The organism is Ruegeria sp. CH6 (assembly GCF_056537005.1).
In genome coordinates this window covers 1-13,073 of the sequence record NZ_JBQFQS010000020.1, presented here as the reverse complement: position 1 = coordinate 13,073, position 13,073 = coordinate 1, and the positions used below count along the sequence as shown (strand labels likewise).

22 protein-coding genes are annotated in these 13,073 nt (G+C 56.4%); 14 read left to right on the top strand and 8 right to left on the bottom strand.

Translation table 11 applies throughout. The features are described 5' to 3' along the window. Positions 1 to 30: 30 nt before the first annotated feature. On the bottom strand, positions 31 to 348 hold the full coding sequence (locus tag ACR0CW_RS21650) for a hypothetical protein (RefSeq protein ID WP_480789373.1): 318 nt from the start codon (positions 346 to 348) through the stop codon (positions 31 to 33). A 72-nt stretch (positions 349 to 420) separates the two neighbouring features. Between ACR0CW_RS21650 and ACR0CW_RS21645 the strand changes: the two genes are divergently transcribed. After that, positions 421 to 1,197, top strand: coding sequence for a C40 family peptidase (locus ACR0CW_RS21645; protein ID WP_480789372.1), 777 nt, complete (start codon positions 421 to 423; stop codon positions 1,195 to 1,197). Between the two features lie 10 nt (positions 1,198 to 1,207). Here ACR0CW_RS21645 and ACR0CW_RS21640 read toward each other — a convergent pair whose 3' ends face one another. Both ACR0CW_RS21640 and ACR0CW_RS21635 read right to left on the bottom strand, forming a co-directional pair. After that, positions 1,208 to 1,429 (bottom strand): BrnA antitoxin family protein, encoded by a 222-nt coding sequence (locus tag ACR0CW_RS21640; RefSeq protein ID WP_480789371.1) that lies wholly within the window; start codon positions 1,427 to 1,429, stop codon positions 1,208 to 1,210. Continuing rightward, positions 1,401 to 1,682: a BrnT family toxin gene (locus ACR0CW_RS21635; RefSeq protein ID WP_480789370.1), complete on the bottom strand. Its 282-nt coding sequence runs from the start codon at positions 1,680 to 1,682 to the stop codon at positions 1,401 to 1,403. The genes ACR0CW_RS21640 and ACR0CW_RS21635 overlap by 29 nt, the downstream gene beginning before the upstream one ends. A 67-nt stretch (positions 1,683 to 1,749) precedes the next feature. On the opposite strand from ACR0CW_RS21635, the gene ACR0CW_RS21630 reads away from it, so the two are divergent. The 8 genes from ACR0CW_RS21630 to ACR0CW_RS21595 are packed head-to-tail and all read left to right on the top strand — an operon-like array spanning position 1,750 to position 8,450. Further along, entirely contained in the window at positions 1,750 to 2,325 is a 576-nt protein-coding gene (locus tag ACR0CW_RS21630) for a tail assembly protein (RefSeq protein WP_480789369.1), read from the top strand. Further along, the gene (locus ACR0CW_RS21625; RefSeq protein WP_480789368.1) at positions 2,325 to 5,582 is read left to right on the top strand and encodes a TipJ family phage tail tip protein; all 3,258 of its coding nucleotides are present in this window, start codon (positions 2,325 to 2,327) and stop codon (positions 5,580 to 5,582) included. Before ACR0CW_RS21630 ends, ACR0CW_RS21625 begins: the two co-directional genes overlap by 1 nt. Positions 5,583 to 5,594: 12 nt before the next feature. Then, positions 5,595 to 6,533, top strand: a complete 939-nt coding sequence (locus ACR0CW_RS21620; RefSeq protein ID WP_480789367.1) for a hypothetical protein — start codon at positions 5,595 to 5,597, stop codon at positions 6,531 to 6,533. After that, positions 6,533 to 6,985, top strand: a complete 453-nt coding sequence (locus ACR0CW_RS21615; RefSeq protein WP_480789366.1) for a hypothetical protein — start codon at positions 6,533 to 6,535, stop codon at positions 6,983 to 6,985. The genes ACR0CW_RS21620 and ACR0CW_RS21615 overlap by 1 nt, the downstream gene beginning before the upstream one ends. After that, a complete protein-coding gene (locus ACR0CW_RS21610) occupies positions 6,982 to 7,239 on the top strand; it encodes a phage holin family protein (protein ID WP_480789365.1) in 258 nt (85 codons plus the stop codon). Before ACR0CW_RS21615 ends, ACR0CW_RS21610 begins: the two co-directional genes overlap by 4 nt. A 4-nt stretch (positions 7,240 to 7,243) precedes the next feature. Next, positions 7,244 to 7,924, top strand: coding sequence for an NlpC/P60 family protein (locus tag ACR0CW_RS21605; protein WP_480789364.1), 681 nt, complete (start codon positions 7,244 to 7,246; stop codon positions 7,922 to 7,924). A 44-nt stretch (positions 7,925 to 7,968) separates the two neighbouring features. After that, a complete protein-coding gene (locus ACR0CW_RS21600; protein ID WP_480789363.1) occupies positions 7,969 to 8,247 on the top strand; it encodes a hypothetical protein in 279 nt (92 codons plus the stop codon). Continuing rightward, entirely contained in the window at positions 8,244 to 8,450 is a 207-nt protein-coding gene (locus ACR0CW_RS21595; RefSeq protein ID WP_480789362.1) for a hypothetical protein, read from the top strand. Before ACR0CW_RS21600 ends, ACR0CW_RS21595 begins: the two co-directional genes overlap by 4 nt. 133 nt (positions 8,451 to 8,583) lie before the next feature. Here ACR0CW_RS21595 and ACR0CW_RS21590 read toward each other — a convergent pair whose 3' ends face one another. The 3 genes from ACR0CW_RS21590 to ACR0CW_RS21580 form a co-directional block, all read right to left on the bottom strand. Continuing rightward, positions 8,584 to 8,868 (bottom strand): type II toxin-antitoxin system RelE family toxin, encoded by a 285-nt coding sequence (locus ACR0CW_RS21590; RefSeq protein ID WP_480789361.1) that lies wholly within the window; start codon positions 8,866 to 8,868, stop codon positions 8,584 to 8,586. Next, complete coding sequence (locus tag ACR0CW_RS21585) at positions 8,858 to 9,052, bottom strand: hypothetical protein (RefSeq protein ID WP_480789360.1); 195 nt, start codon at positions 9,050 to 9,052, stop codon at positions 8,858 to 8,860. The genes ACR0CW_RS21590 and ACR0CW_RS21585 overlap by 11 nt, the downstream gene beginning before the upstream one ends. Positions 9,053 to 9,161: 109 nt before the next feature. Continuing rightward, complete coding sequence (locus ACR0CW_RS21580; RefSeq protein ID WP_480789359.1) at positions 9,162 to 9,569, bottom strand: hypothetical protein; 408 nt, start codon at positions 9,567 to 9,569, stop codon at positions 9,162 to 9,164. Between the two features lie 87 nt (positions 9,570 to 9,656). On the opposite strand from ACR0CW_RS21580, the gene ACR0CW_RS21575 reads away from it, so the two are divergent. The 3 genes from ACR0CW_RS21575 (at position 9,657) to ACR0CW_RS21565 (ending at position 10,904) form a co-directional block, all read left to right on the top strand. Beyond that, positions 9,657 to 9,809 (top strand): Arc family DNA-binding protein, encoded by a 153-nt coding sequence (locus tag ACR0CW_RS21575; protein WP_480789358.1) that lies wholly within the window; start codon positions 9,657 to 9,659, stop codon positions 9,807 to 9,809. A gap of 67 nt (positions 9,810 to 9,876) precedes the next feature. Then, the gene (locus ACR0CW_RS21570; protein WP_480789357.1) at positions 9,877 to 10,632 is read left to right on the top strand and encodes a phage antirepressor KilAC domain-containing protein; all 756 of its coding nucleotides are present in this window, start codon (positions 9,877 to 9,879) and stop codon (positions 10,630 to 10,632) included. Beyond that, positions 10,629 to 10,904, top strand: coding sequence for a hypothetical protein (locus ACR0CW_RS21565; protein ID WP_480789356.1), 276 nt, complete (start codon positions 10,629 to 10,631; stop codon positions 10,902 to 10,904). Before ACR0CW_RS21570 ends, ACR0CW_RS21565 begins: the two co-directional genes overlap by 4 nt. 97 nt (positions 10,905 to 11,001) lie before the next feature. Here ACR0CW_RS21565 and ACR0CW_RS21560 read toward each other — a convergent pair whose 3' ends face one another. Together ACR0CW_RS21560 and ACR0CW_RS21555 are read right to left on the bottom strand one after the other, a co-directional pair. After that, positions 11,002 to 11,286, bottom strand: coding sequence for a HigA family addiction module antitoxin (locus ACR0CW_RS21560; RefSeq protein WP_480789355.1), 285 nt, complete (start codon positions 11,284 to 11,286; stop codon positions 11,002 to 11,004). Positions 11,287 to 11,300: 14 nt separating this feature from the next. Continuing rightward, complete coding sequence (locus ACR0CW_RS21555; RefSeq protein WP_480789354.1) at positions 11,301 to 11,654, bottom strand: type II toxin-antitoxin system RelE/ParE family toxin; 354 nt, start codon at positions 11,652 to 11,654, stop codon at positions 11,301 to 11,303. A gap of 45 nt (positions 11,655 to 11,699) precedes the next feature. On the opposite strand from ACR0CW_RS21555, the gene ACR0CW_RS21550 reads away from it, so the two are divergent. Both ACR0CW_RS21550 and ACR0CW_RS21545 read left to right on the top strand, forming a co-directional pair. Beyond that, on the top strand, positions 11,700 to 12,128 hold the full coding sequence (locus tag ACR0CW_RS21550) for a phage tail fiber protein (RefSeq protein WP_480789353.1): 429 nt from the start codon (positions 11,700 to 11,702) through the stop codon (positions 12,126 to 12,128). A 5-nt stretch (positions 12,129 to 12,133) separates the two neighbouring features. Continuing rightward, positions 12,134 to 12,949, top strand: a complete 816-nt coding sequence (locus ACR0CW_RS21545) for a DUF4082 domain-containing protein (RefSeq protein ID WP_480789352.1) — start codon at positions 12,134 to 12,136, stop codon at positions 12,947 to 12,949. Positions 12,950 to 13,073 lie beyond the last annotated feature (124 nt).

Sequence of the window (13,073 nt, the reverse complement as noted above, 5' to 3'; positions counted from 1 at the left end):
TTATGCGAAAAGAGCAACAGTTTGAAAGCGTTAGTCATTATCGTCATGTAATGCGTAGTAGGTTGATCCGTCTTCGGGCGCACCGTTCTCAATTCCCTCCGCGAATTTTCTCAGAATTGATGGGATTTGCTTACGTACCGACTGTTGAAGAACTTCAATGTTGGCTTCGGGATCGTGTACCAATTCAATCTGCAATACGCAGGTCACAGAACCACTTCGCTCGCCAGCTTCGGAAACTCGGACATTCACCCGATGAAACGCCTTCCGGGCTAGTGGATCGCCCTCATATGTCGGTGGAATCTCTCGCACAGGTTCAACGCTGACGAATTCATATGACTCTAATTTCAATTCGAATCTCCTTTTCTGATCCAGTCAGTAGAAGGCGAGACCGAATTTCCGTCAAACCGAAAGGAAACACTCGTGTTTCATCCTGAGTTTTACCGCCAGCCCGGCGGTGTGTTTTCGCGTGAGGTTATTGCGGATGCGTCAGCCCATGCCGTCGAATGCGCGCCCTATGAGGCTTGCGGGTTGGTGCGGGCGGGCCGCTATGTGTCGTGCAAGAATGTGGCAGCTGATCCGGCGTCTGAATTCGAGATTTCGCCTGTGATCATGGGCAAAGCATTCAAGGCTGGTGATTTGGAAGGTGTCATTCATTCGCATCCAGATGGTCCGTGGTGGCCATCGCGTGCCGACATGGCGGGACAGATTGAATCGGGCGTTCCGTGGGCCATTTTGATTCCAGGCGAAGAGACTGCCGAGCTGGCTTGTCATTGGGGCGCGCCACGCCCGCCCGTGTTCCATGATGGATTGCACGTACCGCGCGCCTTCCTGCACGGCGTAAGCGACTGCTATTCGTTGGTCAAAGACTACTATTCTGAAACGCAGGGCATGAGCCTTTCAGAATTCCCCCGCGATTGGGAATGGTGGGTCAACCCGGAAACATCCGCGGGTCTCTATCTTGATAATCTGGAAGCGCAGGGATTTGAGGTTATCTCAACCGCGCCGCAGGAGTATCCGGGGCTGGCGATGCCCGGCGATGCCTACCTGATGTCCATCAGATCGAAGGTGCCAAACCATGCTGGCGTCTATTTGGGCGATGGGCTGCTGTTGGAACACATGCACGGCAACCTGTCGCACCGCGAACCCATTGCCCGCAAGCTAAAGCACATCACGCACTGGTTGCGACCGAAGGACTGACAATGCAGACTTACAGACCAAGACCCTTGCGTAACAATCGGTTCGCTTTCGAGCTCATATTCCCGCCGGCTTTCAGTTTTTCAATAACGTCGGGGTCCAGCATAAGATTTGTCCGCACCTTGCGGTCGCTGGCGGGCATCGGTGGCCGTCCTCGTTTAGCAGCCTTGAAGAAACTTTTGTCCAGGTCACGGACCTCTCCATCGTCACTGATGTATGGTTTGGCTTTGTTCATATTTTCGTACCTCTCGGGTGTTGGCTTTACGCATGCTGATCACGCGGAAAGCACCGTTGCGATAGCACCACGCGATAACGCACAGGCGATCCCTGATCGGCGCAGATGTAACGAAACGGGTTTCGGCGTAGGGCTTGCGGGTGTCTTCGAGCGTCAGGGCAGTCTCCCAGTCGATCAAGGCAACATCCGCAAAATCAAGACCGCGCTCTGTAAGGGTTTTGTTTCGCTTCGCGTCATTCCATTCAATTTCCATGTATTAAATATACACACGTTAAATTGGAGCCGCAACACATTAATGTGCGGATACTAAAGGGCTGGAAATGATCCGAACAGTTTATCTACACGGGGCCTTGGGCGAAGCCTTTGGCCGCGAATTCCGTTTGGCGATTGATAGCCCGGCAGAGGCTGTGCGCGCACTTTGCACGATGATCGGTGGCTTTGAGGCGCACATGCGCGACCGCTACTATCAGGTGTTTCGTGGTGCGGAAATCGACGGGCGTGACCAGACCCCACAGGAACTGCACGTTGCTTTCGCGGATGACGAAAAGGAAATTCACATTATCCCCCGTGCTATCGGGGCCAAACGCGGCGGCGTCGGAAAGGTCATTTTAGGTGCCGTGCTGATTGCAGCGTCTTTCGTTCCGGGCCTTGGATCTGTAGCTTCCAGCTTTGCGCTCAAAGCCGGTGCGGCGATGGTGTTGGGCGGTGTGTCCCAGATGCTGGCCCCTCGCCCAGCATCTGCGGATTACGAGAGCCGTGAACAGCCAAAATCACAACTGTTCGGCAGTGCGGTGAACGTCACCACGCCGGGTGTGCCTGTGCCTGTGGTGGTTGGTGAATGCGAGGTTGGGTCGGTGGTCGTATCTGCTGCCATCCATGTCGAGGATCGAATCTGATGAATAAACCACTTCGCGGTGCAAAAGGTGGTGGCAAGGGTGGTGGCGGTTCGCAGCGTACCCCCTATGAGGCCCCGGACAACCTGCTGACGGATTCCACGGCCCGTGTTCTGGATGTGGTTTCTGAGGGAGAGATCGAAGGTTGGGCTGATCCGCAATACCCGGCGAAGTGTATTTATTTTGATGACACACCGCTGCAAAATCCAGATGGCAGCTACAACTTTTCAGGGGTGTGGTTCGAACTTCGGACGGGCACACCGAACCAAGAACCTGTACCGGGCTTCGCGGCTGTCGAAAATGAAGTGGGTGTTAGCGCAGAGGTCAAGCAGGCTCTGCCTGTTGCCAGAACCATCACATCGGATGATGTGGACGCAATCCGGGTGAAAGTCGGCGTCAACCAGCTTTCGACGCTGAACACTGAAAACGGCGATCTGACCGGCGCAACGGTTGATTTCTCAATTGATATGCAGGCTGGGAACGGCGGCTGGTACACGGTCGCAGACCTGCGTCTGAGCGGCAAAACCACATCGGGTTATCAGCGCGCCTATCGGCTGGATTTGCCGCCCGTACGCCCGGTTTCCGTGCGTGTGCGCCGCCGGACGCCGGATCAGACCCAAAGCAACATTTCCGATGATCTGTATTTCGTGTCCTACACTGAGATCATCGACGCCAAGCTGCGCTACCCTGACACGGCCTATGTCGCTCTGGCTGTCCCGGCACAAGCATTTGGCGGGCGGGTTCCGCGTCGGTCCTATCGCCTGAAGGGCATGAAGTGCTGGGTGCCCAGCAACTATGACCCGGTTGCGCGTACCTATGACGAAAGCAGCATTTGGGACGGCACATTCCAGATGGCCTATTCCAACAATCCGGCATTCTTCACCTATACGGTGTTTCTGGAAAACCGCTGGGGCCTGGGGGAGCGCATCGCGCCGGATTTGGTCGACAAATGGCGCATCTATCAGATTGGCAAGTATTGCGATGAGAGTGTCCCTGATGGTTTGGGGGGCTTGGAGCCGCGTTTCACCATGAACGGGGTGATGAACACGCGCGAAGCTGCCTATCAGGTCATCACTCAGCTTTCGACGGCGTTTCGGGGTGTCACCTATTGGGGCGCTGGCGCGGTGGTTCCGGTGCAGGATGCGCCTGCGGACCCGGTAAAATTGGTTACGAACGCCAACGTGGTTGATGGGGCATTCAACTATGCGGGCACAGGGTTGACGGCACGAAAAACGGCTGTGGTGGCCAGCTTCCGCGACCCGGCGGATCACTACAAGCTGAAAGCTGGTATCGTCTATGAAGATCATAACGCTATTCAGCGCTACAACCGGCGGCAATCCGACATCAATCTGCCGTTTGCCACATCTCGGGGTGAGGCGTTGCGCGCCGCAAAATGGCTGGTCGATACCGATACAACGCAACGCGAAACTGTGAGTTATCAGGCGGGCTATGACCACGCTGCGATACGCCCCGGCGACCGCATTCTTGTTTCGGACAAGCATCGCGTTGGCTTTCGCGTCGGTGGCCGGGTCGCGGCCATTGCTGCAGACCGTCTGTCGTTGATGGTCGATGATCCCGTAACGCTCGAGGCGTCCGAGACCTATGCGCTCCTGCTGGCCAATGAGGTGGGTAATTTTGCCGAGGCGTCACTTGTCGCAGGTCAGGATGGTGCGTTGTCATCTGTGAATCTGTCTACGCCACTGGCGGCAAGTATTCGTCCTGGCACAGTCTTCATTATGACCGCATCCAACCTTGCGCCACGTCAATTCCGGGTGCTGTCGAATACGCCGGAAAAGCACCTGTTCAACATCGTGGCGGTGGAAGATGATCCGAACAAATATGCGCGCGTTGAGCAGGGCATCCGGGTGGATGACACCGCGCCCTATATCTTGCCCGGACTTGGGCGTCCAAAACCCGTGGTGGGTATCGCCGCCAGGGTGTTCTACAGGGAAAGCCCATCCGGCTTGGTCGCAACGGTCAGTTGGCAGGTGCAGGCCGGTGAGGCTGTCGCAGCTTTCCAGATTGATTTTACTGACCATCTGGGGGTCAGGCGCACGATAGGTGAGCAAGCGGCCCAATCGGTCGACATCCCGCTGGAAGGCGTACATCTGGGCCTATTCACGGCCCACATCCGGGCGCGCAATGCGCTTAATGTCTGGTCTGAATTCGCGTCACATACATTCACAGTCGATTCTGACCTGTTGGTGCCCGCCGATGTCACGGGTTTCCGCATCCGTGTTCTGGGTGATCAGGCGTTCCTGAACTGGAACAAGGGCAATCCGGTTACATCGCACTATCATGTGCGCTATGCCGCCAGTGCCGCATCGGGCTGGAATGAGGCACTGGACGTAGAAACCGACATCGCCGGGCGCGATGTGGCAGTGCCCGCGCTGTCCGGGGCCTATTTCATTAAGGCGGTGTCGGTCTTTGGCTTTGAGAGTCACCGCGCCGCGATGGTCACATCCAACACACTCAATCTGCTGCACCATAATGTGGTGGAAACGGTGCAGGCTGAACCCAGTTTTGCCGGGGTGCTGGATAATGGTCTGAGCCGCGAAGAGGCGGGGCTGTCGCTTTACGGTGATATGTCACTGTTCGATTGGGATGACCTGTTCGCTGTCGAAGACATCTACATCCAGGGCGGCATCCCGTCTCTGGCCTTTTATGAGGTCGCTAGCCGCGTCGATCTGGGCGGGGTCTACACGTCGCGCCTGTCGGCTGACATGCGGGGCTATGGGTTTCACACCGACTTTTCGATCTTCAACTGGGATGATCTGTTCACGGTCCCGGACATCTATGGCGACATCAATCATCTTTGGCGCTTGGGGCTACAGGTGGCTACAACAGATGATGACCCGGATTTGCCGGGTGCAGCCTGGGAAGATTGGCAGGACTTCATTGTCGGGGATTATTCCGCGCGGGGCTTCAAGTTCCGGGTGCGATTCAACAGCGATGACCCGCTGGTCGCTATCGTGTTGCAATCCTTGGCGGTCACCATCGACATGCCGGATCGTATTGAAAAGGGCGATGACATCATCTGCCCGCCTCAAGGTGTGTCTATCACCTTCAATCCGCCCTTCATGGCCAAGCCTGCCATTGTGGTTGACGGTCAGGAACTGCCTGCCAATGCGCGATCGGTCAGGACTGCCGCCAGCCGGACAGGGTTTCACCAACAATTTGTCGACGCGGCAGGCAATCCGATTGCCGCGTCTTTCGACTATCACGCGGCGGGATATGGCCGCGACACGTCAGCAACATAAAGGAAACAGGTTATGGCAAGATACGCCTCAAATCCCATCGCGCCGCCGTCCGATGGGTCCAGATTCACGGGCGCTGCACTGGCATCGCAGTTCAATGAACTGGCGGAAGCCATCACTTCGGGTCACTACCATGAAGACCGCCCGGAGGGTGCGGCCAAGGGGTGTCTGTGGAGCAGGCGGGCGGGCGATGACATTCAGATCATGCTCTATGACGGCACGGTTGATCACGAAATCGCCCGATGGACAGAGGCAGATGGGCTCAGGCTCACGGCTTCGCTCTCAGGCAGGCACGGTCTCGCCAACATAAGGGTGTTTTCTCATACTGGCCCCGGCGTTTACGCGCCTCCGTCCGGTTGCCGTGCGCTCCGTGTCCGGTTGCAAGGTCCTGGCGGCGGCGGTGGAGGAGTCGCATCACAACGATCTTTAAATCCGGCTGCCGCCGGCGGCGGCGGTGGTGGCGGCTACGTTGAGCATTTCATCATCGATCCAGAACCCCTCTACAGCTATGCAGTCGGCCTTCCGGGTGTTGGTGGTGTTGGCGGTCAGGGGTTTGTCGGCGGTGGATCAACCGGGACGTCCACATCATTCGTGGGCGAAAATACAAACCTGTATGCAATGTCTGGCCGTGGTGGCGATGGCTCACTGGGTGCGTCGAGGGGCCACTGGGACGGGGGTCTGGGTGGTAACACAAGCTGGGGACTTATCACTGAGGGCGGCGTGCGTGGTGGTTCTGGTATTGTTGCGGATGGGGTGGTGGTCAATGTGGGGTTTGGTGGTGGCAGCGCGTCTGCGCCGCCAGAATTTGGTACGGGAAGATTTGCTGAAAACACTGCATGGATGCCAGGGGCAGGAGGTGCGGGAGCGCTTATTTCGCAGGGTTTGGGAAATCAAACTGGCTATAGTGGTGGTGGTGGTGGTCCGGGCTTCATCAGTGTTGAGGAGTATTTCTGATGCCATTCTATGCAGAGCTTGTAGATGCCGTGGTCACACGGGTGTTTCGGGAGCGACCCGCAACAGTGCCGAACGCCCCGCCCGGGGACAATCTTGGTGATATCATCGAGACAGACACTCACGTCTCCCCGGGATGGACCTATGACGCCGAGGCGGGCAGGTTTGCTGCGCCGGTGGTCGAGATCACTGTCGTACCCGACGACATCAAGCGCGAGGCCTTCCGCCGCATTGTGGCGATTTGCCCTGAGTGGAAGCAACGCAACCTGACCGCACAGGCGTCCATCCTTGCGGAAAAGGGTCGTGCGAACTGGACGGCTGAAGAACAGACCGCATGGGATGCCGGGTTTGCGATCTGGGCACAGATCGATGCGATCAGATCCCGCTCCGATGAAATCGAAGCGATGGATCCGATCCCGGAAGACTACACTGATGACAGTCGGTGGCCGGCATGAGTTTTGTAGAGCAGGTCCACACCTTTGTGAGTGCCAAGACGATAACTGTTATGAGCAACGCCGGGATCGTTGGTGGGGCTGGCACAACCGTTTTCGCGGGGTTTGTTCAGCAAAACATTCTCGGTTGGATCGGTGCCCTGGTGGGCATTGGTGGCCTTGTCCTGAGCTGGTGGCATAAACGGGAAATGCAGCGGATCGAACGCGGCAAGCTGGACCTTGAATGGCAACGCTACAAGGCTGAACAAGAGGAATAATCCCATGAACATTGACTACCGCTGGGTTCAGTCCCGGCTGGCGGCGCTTGGCTTTGAGCCGGGGCCGATTGATGGCCTGCGCGGTCCACGCACTGACGCCGCTGTGGTGGCCTTCAAGCGCTCTATTGGTTTGCGCGCACGGCCTTACATAGGGCCGCTGACCTATGCGGCCCTGCGGCTCCGTCCACAGGTGGAGACATCCAACATCCCATGGATGGCCGAGGGCGAGAGGGTGCGCGGTCTGCATGAGCGGCGTGATGTATCTCAACTGCGCCGCTGGTTTGATGCCTCGGTCAGCTGGATCGACCCGCGCGAGATCGCATGGTGTGGGGCCTACATGGCCACGATCTATCGCTTGTGGGACCCCGATATCACATTACCGGACAATCCGCTTGGCGCGCGGAACTGGCGGGGGTTCGGCAAAGCATGCGCGCCAGTGTTTGGGGCTTGCCTCGTGTTCTGGCGGGGCTCGCCTTCAAGTTGGCAAGGTCACGTAGGCCTCTGCCACGGCGAGGACGACACACACTATCACGTGCTCGGTGGGAATCAGCGCAATGCTGTAACCGTCACGCGCATCGCCAAATCCCGCCTGCTCGATTCCCGCTGGCCCGCTGGTCATCCCGTTGTCGGCAAGCGGGTCTTCCTGACACCTTCGGGTGTTCCAATAACCTCAAACGAGGCGTGAGCCTACACGCCCAAACCCAACTCCCAAAATCAAAGGACATATTGATGAAACGTCTCTTCACCGCCTCAAGGGCGGTTTTTCTGTGTGCGCTGGTTGCTCTTGTGGCCGCCTGCGCCTGGTCCCCGGAGCGCAAGCAAGCCGCCGTGGATGCCGCCGTGGTGCAAATCCAGGCACTCAACGCCCAGGGCATCGATCCCATCACCGCCAGCCCTGAACAGCTGGCCATGATCACCGCCGCCTGTGGCTTTGCCCCTGTGGTCTATCCTGACAGTGCCGCAGACCTGCTGCACCTGTGTACCGTCATCCAGGAGGCTTCTCAATGAACAGCAAGTTCATTCTCAAATCCAAAACCGTTTGGGGCTTGCTGATTGCCTCTGCACCTCAGCTCGCCTCACTGCTGGGCTATGACTTTACGGTATCCGACGCGGCAGAGCTCAACACCCGTGTTGAAAGCCTCGTCACAACCGCAGGCCTGCTCCTCGCATTCTTCGGGCGTATCAAGGCAAAGCAGGGCTTGAGCCTGTAGGCGGGTCAAAAAGAAAGAGTAAGGGCGAGCCGCCTTGGTTTCGTCCCTACTGCCCGGTCACGGGGGGCGATAAAAGACCGACCGCAATTTGCAGGTGGGGAACATCCCTATGAAAGGAACCGGTGGGAGTTATTCAGAATCGCTTAGCGGCTGTTTTGTAGACCAGTCCTCGGGTTCTCGGTCCGATCACCATGACTTTCACAGCGCGTTCTTGTTCATCAACATCATACACGAGGCGTAGAGGGGGCCTCTTGAACTTGATCTTATAGCGATTGGGGGTTCCGCTGAGCCTTGCGCCTCGCACGTGTGGGTTAACCAGCCGTTCACGCAGTTTCGCCTTGAAACGCTCCCGGATGTGTTCGGGAAGGTCGTAGAACTCTTTCTCGGCTTTGATGTGAAACTTGAGCTTATAAGTCATCGAGCGATACCTCAACGAACGGCCCGTCGGAGCGCTCATCGGCTATCGCATCAAGTTTCGCGTCTTCCAGAATCTCGGTGGCATCCCGAAGCACATTGGGCCGCACATAGTGGCCTGCCGGGCTGCGCCTGCCAGACGCTTGGACGCGCATAGTGCCAGTGGATATCTTAGAAAACTTACGCATGATGCTCTCAATGTAATGCAGAAAGGTTAAAATACCAAATACCCCAGTGGGTAAAGCTAAGAATGGTGTGGTTTTTAGTCGTCCAGGTCAACTTTACAGGCGCGGGGCGCTAGTTGTCGTCTTTGTCAACATTGTGTTGGCCCGCTAGGAGGTTATCAGAGTCTTCATTGGATGTAGGCTCTATGGCACTTAGTAGTAGTTCCGATAAATCAACGCCCTTCTCGTTAGCTTCATCCCATGCTTTCGGGCTGATGTTGCGGAATGATTCAGAGACTTGCTTAACGAAATCTCTCCTTTCTTCTTCTGGGAGCGATAAAAGCTTACGCAGGATGTTCTTTGCAATAAGGTCAAAACCGATCTCTGGCGCGGGGTATTTTTCTTCGAGTGTGTGAATCAACTCCGCATGAAGAGACCGCCCTGCTTCATCAGCAGATTGCTGGACCCGGGCCTTTAGTTCAGGCGACATTCGTAGACCGTAAGGTGCGATGCGAGTGGGATATTTAGATTCGTCTGCCATAGCTACCACGGGTAACGAAAGAAGTTGTTGACTTCAATTAGTGACCTTTGGTAGTTAATGACCATTGGAAACTAATATGGAGTCACCATGCAAAAACAGCAGCGCCCACCCTTCGGCCTGCGAATGCCGAAAGACCTACATGAATGGGTGAAAGGGCAGGCGTCTTCATCTGGTCGATCAATGAACAACTGGATCGTTCATCTGATTACGAAGCAGAAGGAAGCCGAAGCCCAAAAGTAAAGCCACCGGAGTTAACGGCTCCGATGGCTTTGGAATGAAACCAACTTTGGTAAGAAAGGCTTGCCGCATGAATATAACCCCCAATGAATCTAATTTCAACCATTTGTCGCTAATTGCGACACATGGCACACCACTAACCATGTCCAGCCGCGAAATCGCGGAACTTCTGGAGAAGCGACATGACAAGGTGAAGCAGTCGATTGAGCGCCTTGTTGAGAAGGGTGTAATCGCACAACCGCCAATGGCGGATGAGCAAGAAACTGCGACAACCCCCACTGGGGGACGTCGTAATTACACCGTATCTGTATATCGTCTGGAAAAGCGCGACACATACGTAGTCGTTGCCCAACTCAGCCCGGAGTTCACGGCCCGTCTTGTGGATCGCTGGCAGGAACTGGAAGCAGGAGTGCAGACACTTTCCGGCCCGCAACTGATGGCGGCTGCTTTGATCGAAGCAAACACCACGCTGCAAACGCAAGCCCGGCAAATCGAGGGGTTGAAAGAAGAAGTAGAAGCCCACGACCGTCTTACCAAGGCGGATGGGTCATACAATGTGACCGAAACCGCCAAAAACCTCGGCATTCGCCCGAAAGACCTGTTCGAGTGGTTGTCACAGAACGGCTGGATATACAAGCGCCCCGGTGGAATGCATTGGCTGGGCTATCAGGGCAAATGTAACCGGGGGCTTTTGGAGCATAAAACCACGGTGGTCTATCGAGCGGATGGTTCTGAGCGGATCACCGAGCAGGTGCGCGTGACCGCAAAGGGCCTGGCTCACTTGGCAAAGGTGGTTCCGGGTGTGGCGAAGGAGACAGGCCAATGAAGCGGCGTTCTTTCATCCGCGCTCTTGCTGCGGCTTTACCTGCGGGCGTTGCTGCCACTCAGGTCGCTTCCGAGACCGATCCTATCAAAGCCGCGCTTGTCACGCTGCAAACGGCTATTTCGGAAACAGCGCCGGAGGGTTTTGCTGTCTTTGATAGTCTACACATCTCCAAGAGCAACATAATGGCCCTGGCTTTGCCCGAGGGTTGGCAGGAGGGCCAAATCTATGCCCTGTACAACTCGGCTCAGGGCGGTTGGCGTCTGACCGCCTGATTTCAACAAAACTAACCGACAAGGCCCTGCATGTGCGGGGCCTTTTTTTATTCCACCTGAAGCAGAGGGTTGACGGCGTAGATTGTGGCCTTTTCCACTAGACTGTCTCTAGCGGCATGATAGCAGAAACGTCCACCTTGGTATTCGCCAAATCATAGCTGTGCTGCATGTTCAGCCAATACTCTGGCGTAGTTCCAAAGAACCGGGAAAGGCGGATTGCGGTATCTACGGTAACACTTGTTGTTTCCTTAGTGAGCCGCTCAATGCGAGTGCGGGGCACGCCAATGGCCTTGGCAAGCTGTCCCTCACTCAGTTCAGCAGGAGTGAGGTATAGTTCTTTAAGCACCTCGCCAGGGTGGCAGGGGTTCTTGAGTAAAGACATATCTTTCTCCTTTCTTAGTGGTAATCCACTATCTCAACTTCTGAAGGACCTTTGTCGGTCCAGATGAAACAAATGCGCCACTGCTTGTTGATGCGCACTGAATGCTGGCCCTTCCGGTCCCCGCTCAATTCCTCCAAGTGATTGCCCGGTGGAAATCTAAGGTCTTCGAGAATGACAGCGTTGTCTAAGGCGGTCAGCATTGCTCTGGTGCGTTTAACGAGGTCTGAAAGAAAGCCTTTGCCAAACTTGCCGTTCAGGGCACTTGTCGCGAGTTTTCCTTTAGCGCTTTGTATCATTAAGTGATACATAAATGGTATCACGTCTTGATACAACAGGAAATTCAAAAAACTAACCACAAGGCCCTGCATGTGCGGGGCCTTTTTCTATTCCACCTGAAGCAGAGGGAGTTCCCCATGTCCAAAAGCAACGTATTTGAAACCGACATCCTTGGTCTGATATTCAACGCCATACCCATTGCGGGGTTGGCAGAAGATGCGAGCATGTCCCCCAATGCCAGCCTGTACCTGTCGCTCCACACGGCCGACCCGGGTGAAGCAGGCAGCCAGTCTAACGATGAATGTGCCTACACCGGATATGCCCGCATGGCTGTGACACGCGACCCCGACGGCTTTACCGTGATCGAGAATACCGCCACGCTGACATCCGCAGTGGATTTTCCAATCGCAGGCGGAGGGCTTGAAACCGCAACGCATTTCGCAGTGGGCAGTGCAGGCACCGGACCCGGAAAGATTCTGTACCACGGACCCATCACGCCTAATATTGAGATCCGCAACGGCACAATCCCACGCCTTGGGGCCGAAACAACAATAACGGAAAACTGAACCCCATGGCCCCGTCGAGTATTTTTGATCCCGGTGATACCCCGGCATCGGCTGCCTCGGGCGCTTATGAGCTGGGGATGCGGTTTCAAACGGCCTTTGCCGGGCAGATAACGGCGCTGCGCTATTATCGCAGCACACAAGCCGCCGTGGCGGAAGAAAGCATCACGCTGAACCTGTGGACACAATCCGGCGATCACCTGGCTGCGGTCACTATTACCGCACCGCAGGGCGCAGCTGGCTGGCAGCAGGGTGTCCTGTCCGCGCCTGTCCTCGCCGCAGCAGGGGATAAGTTCATCGTCTCATATGGTACCGTGGGGGCGTGGGTTCTGACCCGGCCTTACTTCACGACCGCGCGGTCCAGCGCTGATGGTGCCTTGCTGGCCCCGGCCAGTACTGCCAGTGAGCCAAACGGAGTCTATGGCGCAACACCGGGTACATTCCCGGCGCTGCATCACCAGCAGACCAACTATTTTGTTGATATTGCATTCCAGGTCAGCGGTGGTGTGTCAGTTGGCGGATCAACCGCATCCGGTGCGGGGGCAGCGGTCAGGGAAGCGCAGGGGGTATCGGATACGACATCTGCCGGCAGGGGGGCGGGGCGGGCTCTTGCCGTGGGTATCGGAGCGGCTGATGGCGCGGGGACAGCCCTTGGTGCAGGATCGGCCATTGCGACAGCAGCAGGGTCATCCGTTACCTCCAGTGCGGCCCAGGCAACAGGTGTATCGGCCACAGCGCTGGCCGCCCGAACCTTCAACGCCGCCATCACCGGCATCTGGCAACGCCCTATTGCTGTAAATGGGTTTTGGAGAGACGTGGTATGACAAAGATATACGAATACGATTCCCTGGACATCTTTGTACATGTGACAGATGAGGCGACGGATGCACCACTTGATCTGACTGGTGCGCATATCGCGGTCCGCGCTGGCCGTCATAGAGGCGAGGC